The 13,189-nt window shown below is 49.6% G+C and carries 8 protein-coding genes; 4 read left to right on the forward strand and 4 right to left on the reverse strand.

Going from position 1 to position 13,189, the window contains the following annotated elements:
• The first annotated feature begins 114 nt into the window (after window positions 1–114).
• A complete protein-coding gene (locus O3276_RS12230; RefSeq protein ID WP_269675870.1) occupies window positions 115–1,107 on the forward strand; it encodes a serpin family protein in 993 nt (330 codons plus the stop codon).
• Between the two features lie 379 nt (window positions 1,108–1,486).
• Window positions 1,487–2,344 carry a hypothetical protein gene (locus tag O3276_RS12235; protein ID WP_269675871.1) on the forward strand — a complete coding sequence of 286 codons (858 nt, stop codon included), beginning with the start codon at window positions 1,487–1,489 and terminating at the stop codon, window positions 2,342–2,344.
• A gap of 64 nt (window positions 2,345–2,408) precedes the next feature.
• Here O3276_RS12235 and O3276_RS12240 read toward each other — a convergent pair whose 3' ends face one another.
• The 4 genes from O3276_RS12240 to O3276_RS12255 form a co-directional block, all read right to left on the reverse strand.
• Window positions 2,409–2,522, reverse strand: coding sequence for a 2-oxo acid dehydrogenase subunit E2 (locus tag O3276_RS12240; protein WP_269675872.1), 114 nt, complete (start codon window positions 2,520–2,522; stop codon window positions 2,409–2,411).
• Window positions 2,497–4,032, reverse strand: a complete 1,536-nt coding sequence (locus O3276_RS12245; protein WP_269675873.1) for a dihydrolipoyllysine-residue acetyltransferase — start codon at window positions 4,030–4,032, stop codon at window positions 2,497–2,499. Before O3276_RS12245 ends, O3276_RS12240 begins: the two co-directional genes overlap by 26 nt.
• A 28-nt stretch (window positions 4,033–4,060) precedes the next feature.
• Complete coding sequence (aceE, locus tag O3276_RS12250) at window positions 4,061–6,718, reverse strand: pyruvate dehydrogenase (acetyl-transferring), homodimeric type (protein WP_269675874.1); 2,658 nt, start codon at window positions 6,716–6,718, stop codon at window positions 4,061–4,063.
• 597 nt (window positions 6,719–7,315) lie between these two features.
• Window positions 7,316–8,206, reverse strand: coding sequence for a lysophospholipid acyltransferase family protein (locus tag O3276_RS12255; RefSeq protein ID WP_332328232.1), 891 nt, complete (start codon window positions 8,204–8,206; stop codon window positions 7,316–7,318).
• A 106-nt stretch (window positions 8,207–8,312) separates the two neighbouring features.
• On the opposite strand from O3276_RS12255, the gene O3276_RS12260 reads away from it, so the two are divergent.
• Window positions 8,313–9,932: a hypothetical protein gene (locus O3276_RS12260; RefSeq protein WP_269675875.1), complete on the forward strand. Its 1,620-nt coding sequence runs from the start codon at window positions 8,313–8,315 to the stop codon at window positions 9,930–9,932.
• 124 nt (window positions 9,933–10,056) lie between these two features.
• Window positions 10,057–13,035, forward strand: a complete 2,979-nt coding sequence (gene glnE, locus O3276_RS12265; protein WP_269675876.1) for a bifunctional [glutamate--ammonia ligase]-adenylyl-L-tyrosine phosphorylase/[glutamate--ammonia-ligase] adenylyltransferase — start codon at window positions 10,057–10,059, stop codon at window positions 13,033–13,035.
• The last annotated feature ends 154 nt before the right edge of the window (window positions 13,036–13,189 follow it).

Raw genomic sequence — 13,189 nt, forward strand, 5'->3', positions numbered from 1 at the left:
TTACAGTTTTCCGTCACTTGCAGCTGATTAACAAGACAATCCCTTGCCAAAAAGCATGGAGGCAGCGAGTTTGTGATCGCTAAATAATTTTTATCAAGCATTGGAGAGAATACTATGGATGCCACACGTTCTGGCCCAGAGATACCAGAGTTATTCCAGAGAACAAATCTGCCAGACACAGCGTCCCCGGCCACTTTATCGGCCTCTGATATTGTTAAAACAATGTTGGATAAATTATCCCTTGAACTCCTGGACATTAAAGGCAATAAAAGTAAGGCATTCTCTCGTGTCAGCCTGCGTCAGCCTCTGGGCATGGCTCTGTTGAGTATGACAGACGACACCATCGTGGCATCGGCTCTTGGCATCTCCCCGGATTCCTTAACTAAAGATCTGAAAGATAAGATTCATACAGAACTCGGTAAATGTGCCGATCCTGAGTCTGATCAGTCAATGCGTATCACTAACTTTATTGGGTCTAGCTATTGCTGTGATAATGAGCAGTATGAACAGTCACTGTCTAAACATTATAAAACCAAAAAGCTGGACAATAATAACAATGGCAAGAACCTTGCAGACACCATAGATTCTTTTGTTCATGATAAGACCGAAGGAGAAATTGACACGGTTTTTGGTCATCTTACTGAATCTCAGCGGCACAAAGTTAAAGCGGCTTTAGGCAGTGTGATGAATTTCCAGATTGACTGGGATGAAAGATTTTCTGAAGATGACACGAAAAAGGGTCAATTTCAGTGTGCAGATGGAACTTTTATTAATAACGTCCTTATGATGTGTAAAACTGAAGTTCTTAACGTGGCTACTGATGGAAACTTTGCGGCCATTGCCAAAGAATTCCGATCTGCAAATGGAGAAGATCTTAAATTAGTGGCGATAAAACCACGCAAAAGCAGTGCGACAGCAATTAACAACCTGAATTCTGAAACGATTAATCATCTGATTGACAAGCTAAAAGATGTTGAAATGGAGATTGAGCTAAAACTACCCAAAATTGACATAACGAACAGTTGTAATACTGAGTTACTGGATAAAATTAATCAGGTATTAGGAACCTCCATAAAAGCACAGGGCTATGTTGTGCTTAAGGGTTGAAAGCGATTTATTGGGATAATCGTATGAATTAAATAGCTTACTGGAGTGCAAGAAGGGCATGAAAATGAGCATTTTAGACTCTTAACAGCCTAATAGTGTTGTTTTTAATGACCAGAACCAACAGCTAATTGGTACCATATTATCTTCAACCTTTAAGCACAACATAGCCAAAGCACAGGATTTATCAAAGTTAGGTACACAGTCGGATGATCAACTGCACATAGTTCAGAAGATCAAGGCATCCATTAATGAAAAGGGTGCCCGTGGTTCCATTGCCACTGCAGCAGTAGATATAGGTAGGTCATTATTTACAGACCCAATTTGCTTTGATTTTAACTGTCCTGGCTACATTGCCATTGTGGACAGGGAAGGTAATCGGTTGCTTGAGCTGGTCATTAAAGATGGCCAATTTTTGGTCCATGATGGTCCACCCATGATCACAGACGCTGAAAACTGTAACTCTTATAATCGGACATTTTTTAAAATAGATGACTTATCTGATGACGAAGATTCTTATGGATCTGATGACGAAGATAATACACCTGATAATAAATGCTCCGAATACCAAGCTGATAATAAATGGTCCGAATACCAAGGATTAGCCACTCAAGTTGTGCCGTCATATGATACAGTTTTACCTCTGCTTGGTAATAACATCGAATTATCAGATACCAAAGACTATGACACCAGATTGTTACCACAAGACAATAGGCAGTTACAAAAAGACCTGAAAACCAGTATGGAATCCCCTACAGCCTCTGTAGCTTCTCAAAAGGTACTGGAAAAAGCAGAACCAGCCTCGCAGCAGCCTGGTGTTTCCCGGGAACAAAGTCCTGTGAAAACGCCTTCACCAGCAGAAAATGAGAAGTTACCAGCCTCTGCAATAGATAACTCTTCAAAGTATTTATCTACTGGCCACACACCCTCTACAATAGATGAGTTTTCAGAGCTTTTATCTGCTAACCCTTTGAAAATTTTTGATGTGAGTACTTTAATAAAAAATAATTTTAAACCGAATGAGGATTTCAACATTAAAAGCGCTGAGGCAGGTAGATCCTCGTTAACAATCAAGGTTAAACATGAAAAAAACGCCATTAAGATTCGAGAAAGAATATTAGAATCAATTGGAGAAGAACATAGTCGTAATGTTAAGATTTGGGAAAATTTTGATCCTGTACACGTAGATGTTATGTTTGATGCCTGGAAAGCACTCCAAAATTCTTTATCTTCTTCATAACTTCAAAGAAATACAATGTTGAATCCGGAGATTAATCACCTCCGGATTTTTATTAACCAAAGTCTCAAAGAAGCAGCTTGCGAATATCGGTCAACAATTCACCCAGCATTGTCGTGAAACGTGCTGCATCCGCACCATTGATGGCTCTGTGATCATAAGACAGTGACAACGGTAACATCAGCTTTGGATCGAAAGTCTCTGCCGTTCCACACGGGCTTCATGGCGGCCCTGGACAGACCAAGAATGGCGACTTCCGGCGCATTGACGATCGGAGTAAACGCCGTGCCACCGATAGAACCCAGGCTGGAGATGGTAAAGCAGCCACCCTGCATTTCATCAGGCTTCAGCTTCTTGTCACGGGCCTTACCGGCCAGCTCGATACATTCAACCGACAGTTCCCACAGGCTCTTCTGATCGACGTTTCTGATCACCGGCACCAGCAAACCGTCTGGGGTATCAACCGCGACTCCAATGTTGATGTACTTCTTGTAGATCAGCGTTTCACCATCCGGGCTCAGGGAAGCACAGAACTGTGGCAGCTCTTTCAACACGTAAGCAACGGCTTTCAGAATAAACGGCAGTGGTGTCAGTTTGGTACCACGGGCCTCGGCCATGGCTTTCTGAGCCTTGCGGAACGCTTCCAGTTCAGTAATGTCACACTCATCAAACTGGGTAACGTGCGGCACATTCAGCCAGGAACGCTGGAAGTTCTGAGCCGCCACTTTGCGCAGGCGATTCAGGGCCACCTTCTCGATGTCCCCCCACTTGCTGAAGTCGATCTCTGGCATGGCTGGAATACCCAAACCAGTAGAAGCACCTTGACCTGAAAGTGCCTTTTCACTGAGGCGCATCTTCACGTACTTCTGTACGTCTTCTTTCACAATGCGACGACGTGGACCACTGCCGGTCACTTCAGCAAGATCAACACCGAACTCACGGGCCAGTTTGCGCACCGCGGGACCTGCATGGAATTTGCGATTGGTACGCTCAAGTTCCACAGGGTGCGCTTGTGCATGTGGGGGTGGTGCTGATGGTGCGCGGGATGGAGCCTCCTGCTGCGGTGGCACAGTGGCAGGTGCAGCGGCTGCAGGCGCTGGCTGGCTGACAGCCGGTGCTGCTGCGCCACCAGACACTTCAACGTCAATCACCAGATCACCCTGACTCAGGGCATCACCTTCCTTGACGTGAATCGCAGTCACCACCCCTGCTACCGGGGAAGGCACTTCCATGGTCGCTTTGTCGGACTCCAGAACAATCAATGAGTCTTCCAGGGCAACGGTGTCCCCAACCTTCACACTCACCTCAATGACCGGCACATTTTCAGCACCGATATCGGGTACATGCACCGACTCAGTCCGGGAGCCACCGGCGGCCGCTTCAATCACCGGGGCTGCCGCCACGGGGGCTTCTGCCGGCTGCCCACTGTCCGCTATGGGCTCGACAACCTCAGATGCTGCTGCAGCCATCTTAATCATCGGAGCACCTTCGCTGACATTGTCACCCATAGTCAGCAGCACTTCTGTCACCACACCATCCCGTGGTGCCGGGACTTCCATGGTGGCCTTGTCAGACTCCAGAACAATCAGGGAGTCTTCGGCCGAGACCGTATCACCGGGCTGGACGCAGATTTCGATGACTTCTGCCTCACCACTGCCGATATCCGGAACTTTGATGATTTCGTCACTCATTCCTCATACCTTCTCTTCAGTTCCGGACTTAGCAATACAGAGGGTTAGCTCTGGACGGGTCAATATCAAACTTCCTGATGGCCTCGCTGACCACGGACGCTTCCAGCTCACCATCCTGAACCAGTGCATACAGGGCAGCCACCACGATGAAGTAACGGTCTACCTCGAAGAAACGACGCAGCTGTTCACGGGTGTCAGAGCGACCAAATCCATCGGTACCCAGCGAAACAAAGGGTGCCGGCACAAACTCACGGATCTGGTTGGCGTACTGGCTCATATAGTCAGTTGCGGCGATAACCGGACCTTTACGGCCAGACAGCTGCTGTTCAACCCAGCTGACTTGCTTATCAGCTTCAGGGTTCAGCATGTTGTAACGTCTGGCGTTCTGACCATCCCGGGCCAGCTCGTTAAAGCTGGTTGCGCTCCAGATATCCGATTCCACGTTGAACTCATCACGCAGAATACCGGCAGCTGCGCGGACTTCCTCAAGGATCGTGCCACAACCCATCAGCTGGACCTTAAGCCCCTGGTTACGGGAATTTTCTTCCAGGTTGTAAAGCCCCTTGATGATGCCTTCGATTACTTCAGGGCCTTCCGGCAGCGCTGGCTGACGGTAGTTTTCATTCATGGCGGTGATGTAGTACCAGACATTGTCACCATCGCCATACATACGTTGCAGACCGTTCTGGATAATCACCGCCATCTCATAGCCATAGGTTGGGTCATAGCTGATGCAGTTCGGTACGGTGGATGCCAGAATATGGCTGTGGCCGTCCTGATGTTGCAGACCTTCACCGTTCAGCGTGGTACGACCCGCAGTAGCACCAATCAGGAAGCCACGGGCCTGGATATCACCCGCTGCCCAGGCCAGATCGCCAGTGCGCTGGAAACCAAACATGGAGTAGAACGCGTAGAACGGAATCATCGGCACGTTGTTGCTGCTATAGGAGGTCGCCGCAGCAATCCAGGCGGCGTGGGCACCCGCTTCGTTAATGCCCGCTTCGAGAATCTGCCCCTGTCTGGATTCTTTGTAGAACATCACCTGGTCGGAATCTACCGGCTCATAGTTCTGGCCTTCCGCAGAGTAAATACCCAGCTGGCGGAACATACCTTCCATGCCAAAGGTACGGGCTTCATCCGGAATGATCGGTACAATGTGCTTGCCCAGACTCTTGTCTTTGGCCAGCGCACCCAGAATGCGGACGTAAGCCATGGTGGTGGAGATTTCCCGTTCGCCACTGCCTTTGGTCACCGCTGCAAAGTCCTCAAGGCCCGGAATTTCCAGCTTAACGTCGGTTTCTACGCGGCGTTGGGGAATAAAGCCGCCCAGCTTTTCACGACGCTTGCGCATGTACTTCATTTCCGGGCTGTCAGCGTCGGGTTTGAAGTACGGCAGGGTCTCAATGTCTTCGTCTTTGATCGGCAGGTCAAAGCGGTCACGGAAGTGCTTCAGGTCATCAACCGGCAGCTTCTTGACGTTGTGGCTGACGTTGGCCGCTTCACCGGTGGTACCGGTACCGTAGCCCTTAACCGTCTTGGCAAGAATGACGGTAGGCTGGCCGTTATGGTTAACCGCCTCGTGGTAGGCAGCGAAGACTTTGTAGGGGTCATGGCCACCACGGTTCAGACGCCAGATATCATCATCCGACAGGTGTTCAACCAGCTTCAGCGCTTCCGGGTCACGGCCAAAGAAGTGCTCACGGGTCCAGGCTCCGCCTTTTGCCTTACAGTTCTGGTAATCACCGTCAACGGCCTTGTCCATCACTTCCTGCAGCTTGCCATGCTTGTCCTGGGCCAGCAGCGGATCCCAATGACGGCCCCAGACGACCTTGATAACGTTCCAGCCAGCCCCCCGGAAGATACCTTCCAGCTCCTGAATGATCTTGCCGTTACCACGGACCGGACCATCCAGACGTTGCAGGTTACAGTTGACCACGAAAATCAGGTTATCCAGCTTCTCACGACCGGCCAGGGAGATGGCACCGAGAGATTCCGGCTCATCCATCTCACCATCCCCGAGGAATGCCCAGACCTTACGGTTTTGATCCTGGGACATGCCACGGTTAATCAGGTACTTCATGAAGTGGGCCTGATAGATCGCCTGCAGAGGGCCGAGGCCCATGGATACGGTCGGGAACTGCCAGAACTCAGGCATCAACTTGGGGTGAGGGTAGGAGGAAAGACCATTGCCATCCACTTCCTGACGGAAATTATCCAGCTGGCCCTCGTCCAGACGACCTTCCAGAAAAGCCCGGGAGTAAATACCGGGCGCAACGTGCCCCTGGTAATAAATCAGATCGCCTTCGCGGTCACTGCCCTGGCCGTGGAAAAAGTAGTTATACCCGATGTCGTACAGAGTGGCACTGGAGGCGAAGGAAGAGATATGTCCACCCAGGCTGCTGTCCTTCCTGTTGGCGCGCATCACCATAGCCAGCGCATTCCAGCGGACCAGGGAGCGAATACGACGCTCCATAAACAGGTCGCCGGGCATACGGGCTTCTTTTTCCGGTGGTATCGTATTGCGATACGGCGTGGTAATCGCGTAGGGCAGCTGCGTACCTTTGGCACGAGCATGCTGGGAAAGCCGGGTCAGCAGAAAATGAGCACGGTCTTCACCTTCCTGCTCCAGGACGGAATCCAGTGCTTCCAGCCATTCCCTGGTTTCTATTGGGTCGATATCATGCATACAAATCGGCTCCGGGATCGATACTGCTAAAACAAACTTTGTGATCGTTATTGTTAATGGTTGATTACTTGCAACATCAAGCATACGAACAAGTTTCGTCTAACAGCCAAAGCTTTAAAAAAAAATTGATACTGATCAAATGCAATATAACTACAAGATAAGCAATTCCCGCAATGAGTACCAGTACTTACATGTATTTTTATTGCAAAAAGTATTGATTTTTATAGAAAAACTTCGCAACAGAGACAACAAAAACAAACACTTTTACTCACAATCTATCAACCCAGGATTTTATTGGCTAAAACCCGAACTGTCTCAGGGTCTGCCAACAGAAATTTGGGTATCGTTTAATAACTGATGTCATCAGACACATAATGACCTGCAAACAGGGCTTTTAAATCAGAACAACCTAACCCGGATATTTCATAAACGTGCTCCCGCTCTCGCTTGTCCTTTGTCGCTCTAAGGGAGTTTTGTTCAGTCGACCGTACTCCCCGGTACGGCGCTCCTTCACAAAATCCCTTAGAGCGACAAAGTCCTGCGCGAGATTCGGGGCAGTTTATGAAATATCCGGGCTAAGCCTGGCAGGACTGTGTACTAATCATCACTTTTCCGGCTTCGTTTCCAGCGACGATGGCTCCAGAGAAACGTTTCCGGCTGTTCATAGATAGCGGCCTGTGCAGCGCTGACATAAGCATCAATAATCGGATGGTGATTTTCGTCTTTGGTATTTTCATAAGGGGGCAGAGCCAGCGCTTTAAATTCAAGTTCATAATAGCCGCGCTTTAGTCGTCGACACTGGGCAAAAAAGACCGGGTATTGGGTCAGTAAGGCAATTTTTTCGGCTCCAAGGTAAAAAGGTGCTTCTTTATTGAGATAAGGGACCCAGTAACTGCGCTCGCCTTCTGCCGGAGTTTGATCGGCCAGCATCACAAACAGCCGGAAACCATTTTTGCCCTTAAGAATGTCCCGCCCGGCCTGTTTCATCGGAATGGGGCGGGAATGAAAGCGGCTGCGAATCTCATGGATAAACTGATTCCAGCCTTTGTGGTGCAAAGGCTTGTAAACCGGATCAATAGGCACACCAAGGTGTTGCGACACGCTATGGAGCATCCACTCCCAATTACCCTGATGGATGGTTAACACAATGATTGGCCTGGACCTTTCCCGGGATGCCGCCTCCAGGGCATCAGCGCCAACAATTGAACAGCGTTCTTTAAACGCTTCTGCGCTCATGCTGTGGGCCTTGATCACTTCAAAGGCAAGGTCCGACAGATGCCGGTAGAACTGTCTGGCCACATCAGCAATATACGCCTCCCTTTTTTCCGGAAAAGCCTGTCGCAAATTCTTGTGCACAGTTCCTGTTCGATATTTGGAGAGATAAAAGGCGAACAAATAAAAAAAATAGGAAATAAAATAGATCACCTTAAAAGGAAGTCGGGAAATCAACTTGGCAAACAACAAAACGGGCTCGTCCCTCTGAAACAAAAATGACCACTAAAAATAATAAACCTGAATATTATGAACTTTTCAAATTAAATATAATCAAAGGTGCCCTATCTATTAAATTAATGAGATTATAAAACGTGTAAGTATGGATAGTGTTTCACTGTTAGAAACACCGATGTTTAAATCCGCATTAGAGTCTAATAAAAAAGTAACTCAACCGGTACGTCATAATAATAAAGAAATTTCTATTGGTGGAGTTCGTCATACCTCTGCCCATCGTGCCGGTTACAGGTCAGTGGAAGAGATCCCCCTGGGCGAACGATCGATCAGTGATCCGGGCCCCATTCTTGTCAAGTGCAATAACAATGTATTTTGGGACTTATCACGTATTGACCTTAAATCGTTGCTCCTTCCGGGAACCTTTTTCACCGACCAGTCAAAACATATTGTCGGTTTGCAACTTGCCCGGCATATTGCCGAGATTCTTTCTCACGGCACAACCATGAAAGAGAAGAACATAGAAGCACTCAATAGCTGTCAACAAGATCAATACAAGTTCTGCAAACTTAAACTGTTCGATTACCCTGCTCAATGTGTTTTTTTCGATCTGGTCGGCAGTAAACTCAGGCATTTGCTGTCTGAAGAGCTGGTTGCAGAGCTGGACGCAAAACAGCTTCAGGACTATCTGGTGGTAAAGGAAGGTTTTATTAATCTTGAACTGACCACAGAGCAAAAAGCAAACATTGAAAAGCAAGTCAAAGTCAGTGCCGTAGAGGATGCTGAGACCGTCTGCAACGCACAGAAATATCGTTATTCTCATCCCGATGGCATGAAAGGGGAAATTTTTGTCAAAGCCACAGCCCCTAAAATCCGGGGCGCATTATCTAATGTTCTGGGAGAACTGGCCCGGGGAGGTCTGCAATTGCAAGATGCCCCGGAGTTTATTGGCTATGTTCCTGCAGAGATCGCCAATTCTCTCATTGAAAAATCAGGTTTCACCGACAGCACCTGGTCAGGCAACTTCCTGCATGGTAGATACTCTCATTTACTGGCACTGGCATTTCTCAGCAGAGAAGCCGGTCTGACGGTAACAACACTGAAAGCCGTGGTGGCCCATGGCCTTTGGGACGATCTGTTAGACCAAAGCCCATACGCAAAAATAGATATTCAGCAATTGGGGGATCATGAATACCTGATTCATGATAGAAATCCATTCACCGTGCCATCCAGCCCTTTCGCATTTCAGGAAATGCTTGGCACTGGCCAGGCTTCTTCTACCCTGCGGCAGATGGCAACGTTAATTGCCGGACTCTCAGCTGGTGAACAGGCCATGCTCACCACCGCTTTTCAGGAACAGGTTACTCCTGAAAGGCTGTTGACGATGGCTCAAAATATCCAACTGCTGGAGCACGTTATTGCCCTGGAGCACCATAACGACATATTTGAAATCAAACAGTATTTTAACATGCCAACCGTTGGACTGGTTCCCCTGGAGATTCTGGAACTAACCAGCGGGTGGACACTGGGACAATTCACAGCGTTCGGGCAATCCCATGAACTGTCGGTATTTGCCGCCAAAAAAGCATTCAAACGGGGCGATAAAGTTGTTTCCGTCACAACGCATTTCGACAGTCCACTTTATCGACTGGTTGGCTACGCACCTGTTTATCAGCAGGAAATCAAGAAGCTTGAAGACTTTGAGATACAATCGGCTTTTACCAGCTATGTTGCCTGGCCAGCAAAAAACGCCCCCTGCACGGTTTAAGATTTACCCAGGCTACTGCCAAAAACGTTTGAGGGCCTGATCCGGGCAGCGTTGAAAACGGGTATATGGCTATAGTCATCCCATTCTCATAAAATGGCACCAGCAACCAGAAGAGAGCGGGTTTATGGAGTCACTCAGGGCACAACTCAGTCAACAATTAACTGCCTGCAGGTCACCTGACACTACTACGGAAATTCTTCCTGAAGAAATCAGGAACGTGGTCACTGCTCACTGGCAACAGTTTGTGGATAACAACCCGTCATTTAGTTTTCCTGGTAGCCTTTTTCCTGACCAGAACGATCAACTGGGTCCCGGGCTGATGGATCAGCTGATCCATTGCTGGGCAGGCAGTGACTTTGCCGTGCAGCAGTGCATTCATCACCCCGAGTGGCTTGCCAGCATCCTGGAAAACCATGACAAACTCCCTGACTTAGCCCGAACCCACCCGGAGCGTTTACAAACAGCACTGGCAACGGTTGACAATGAGCAGGACCTGATCAAGGCTCTCAGATTTTACCGCAACCGGGAAATGCTCCGGATTATCTGGCTCGACCTGAATCGTCGGGTCAGCATGCCGGAAACCACAGCGGATATGTCGGCCCTGGCGGATGCCTGCATTGACAGCGCACTCAACTGGCTTTACCAGGACAGCTGCCAGAGCATGGGAACGCCCTATGGCAGCAACATCCCGGGGGAAGAGCCGGTTCCCCAGAACATGGTAGTACTGGGTATGGGCAAACTGGGAGCCAGAGACCTTAACCTCTCTTCAGACATCGACCTGATCTTCACCTACCCCTGCCAGGGAGAAACCCGTGGCAGCAAAAAGGTCATTACCAATCAGGAGTTTTTTATCCGCCTTGGCCAGCGACTGATCAAGGTGCTGGATTGTCAGAGTGCCGATGGTTTTGTGTTCCGGGTAGATATGCGACTGCGGCCTTATGGTTCCAGCGGCGCACTGGCCATGAGCTTTGCAGCGATGGAGCAGTATTATCAGGATCAGGGGCGGGACTGGGAACGTTACGCCATGCTCAAGGCCCGGGTGGTTGCCGGCAACATGCCCGAAGGCGAGCTGCTGCTCAGCCAGCTGCGTCCTTTTGTTTATCGTCGCTACATTGATTTTGGCTCCATCAGCGCCCTGCGGGAAATGAAGCAGCTGATCCGCCGGGAAGTGAAACGCAAAGGCATGGAGAGCAATATCAAGCTGGGGCCGGGTGGCATTCGTGAAATTGAGTTCATCATTCAGTCTTTCCAGTTAATACATGGCGGGCGTGACCGCAGTCTTCAGGAGCGCAACCTGCTGACGGTTCTATCAATACTACAGAGCAAACACTATTTTTCGCCTGACGAGGCCAATGAGCTGAAAGCCGCTTATACCTTCCTTCGTAACCTTGAACATGCCATTCAGGCCATTGCCGACCGGCAGACTCAGGATCTGCCAAAAAACCCGGAAGCTCAGGTACGGGTCGCCTTCAGCATGGGTCAAAAAGACTGGTCTGGATTACTGGACACGCTGGAAGACCACCGTCACCGGGTCACCATTCACTTTGATGCGGTTATTGCTGACCCTGAAACCACCAATACCAAAGATACTCATAGTGACCAGTGGCAAGCTCTCTGGCTTGGCCAACTGAGCGAGGAAGAAGAACAGCAGCTGATGGCCCGGGAGGGCTTTAACAATGTCGATGCCTCATGGCAGCGACTGATTTCCCTGCGAGATGGCAAAGCCATTACCCGGGTCAGAAGGCAGAGCCGTGACCGTCTGGATAAGTTCATCCCACTGTTGCTGGGAGTGGCCGCCAACGCCACTGAACCTGATACTTTTTTACTGCGAATTCTTCCGCTGATTGAGGCAGTGCTGCGTCGAACCGCTTATCTGGTTCTGCTGATCGAGAACCCTGCCGCCCTGGAGCACCTTGGCAAACTCTGTATTGCCAGCCCATGGATTGCTGAACAGATTGCCCGATTCCCAGCACTTCTCGATGAGTTCCTCAATCTTGGCGACCTCTATAATCCACCGGAAAAAGAAGCATTGGCCGACGAGCTGCGCCAACAGCTCGCCCATATTCCGGAAGATGATCTTGAGAACCAGATGGAAGTTCTGCGCCACTTCAAAATGGCCCATGTCTTACGGGTGACGGCTGCCCAGGTATCCGGCACCCTGCCGTTGATGAAAGAGAGTGACTACCTGACCTGGATTGCTGAAGTGATTCTTGATGCCGTTCTGGCCATTGCCTGGCGCAACCTGGTCGAAAAATATGGCATGCCCCGGGATGCTGACGGCAACCTGTGTGATCCCGGCTTCATTATTGTTGGTTACGGCAAGCTGGGTGGTATTGAGTTAGGCCCCGGCTCTGATCTTGACCTGGTCTTCATCCATAGTGGCGGTACCAATAAAGAGACCAATGGCCCCAGGGCCATTGACAGCACCACGTTCTATACCCGCCTGGGCCAGCGAATCATCCATATTCTGACCACGCAGACACCCTCGGGTATTCTTTATGATGCAGACATGAGACTGCGCCCATCCGGCTCGAAAGGATTGCTGGTCAACTCCTTCACTTACTTTGAGAAATACCAAAAAGAGGAAGCATGGACCTGGGAACACCAGGCCCTGGTTCGTGCCCGTGTGATTGCCGGTGACCCAACACTTGCACAGCAGTTTGCAGACCTCAGATCAGCGATTCTCAGCCAGCAACGGGATGTTAACAAACTCCGTGATGATGTTGTGGATATGCGCCAGAAAATGCGGGAACACCTGAGGACAACATCCTCTTCAGTCAATAGCGGTGAAGTCTTCCATTTAAAACATGACCCGGGCGGCATCGTTGATATTGAGTTTCTGATGCAGTTTGCCGTTCTGCGCTACTCCAGCCAGTACCCGTCGCTGTTGAAGTGGACCGACAACGTGCGGATCTCTGAAGAACTGGAGCTTGCTGGCCTGTTGAAACATGACGACGCCCACCAGCTTCGGGAGGCTTATAAAACCTTCCGGTTCTGTATTCATCAAAAAGCATTACAGAACGAGGTGCCTGAAGTAGACGATACCACTGACAACTATTTGCGTCAGGCTGTTATGGCTATCTGGGCAGACTGTATGAAATGAGCGGGAATCAACCAACGGTTAATTGATTATTTGCAAACTCTCGGGGTGGCCGCCATGTGGATGGCCACCCCGTGGATGGCCACCCCGTGGATGGCCACCCCGTGGAGCACTTTACGTGCTCCTGACTTTGTGCGCACCTGCGTAAGCCAAAGAT

This window comes from Endozoicomonas sp. GU-1 (assembly GCF_027366395.1).
Classification (GTDB): domain Bacteria; phylum Pseudomonadota; class Gammaproteobacteria; order Pseudomonadales; family Endozoicomonadaceae; genus Endozoicomonas.

Coding starts and splice junctions, on each gene's coding strand:
- O3276_RS12260 (WP_269675875.1), top strand. CDS start 8,313: ATGGATAGTGTTTCACTGTTAGAAACACCGATGTTTAAATCCGCATTA.
- glnE (WP_269675876.1), top strand. CDS start 10,057: ATGGAGTCACTCAGGGCACAACTCAGTCAACAATTAACTGCCTGCAGG.
- O3276_RS12230 (WP_269675870.1), top strand. CDS start 115: ATGGATGCCACACGTTCTGGCCCAGAGATACCAGAGTTATTCCAGAGA.
- O3276_RS12240 (WP_269675872.1), bottom strand. CDS start 2,522: ATGTTACCGTTGTCACTGTCTTATGATCACAGAGCCATCAATGGTGCG.
- O3276_RS12245 (WP_269675873.1), bottom strand. CDS start 4,032: ATGAGTGACGAAATCATCAAAGTTCCGGATATCGGCAGTGGTGAGGCA.
- aceE (WP_269675874.1), bottom strand. CDS start 6,718: ATGCATGATATCGACCCAATAGAAACCAGGGAATGGCTGGAAGCACTG.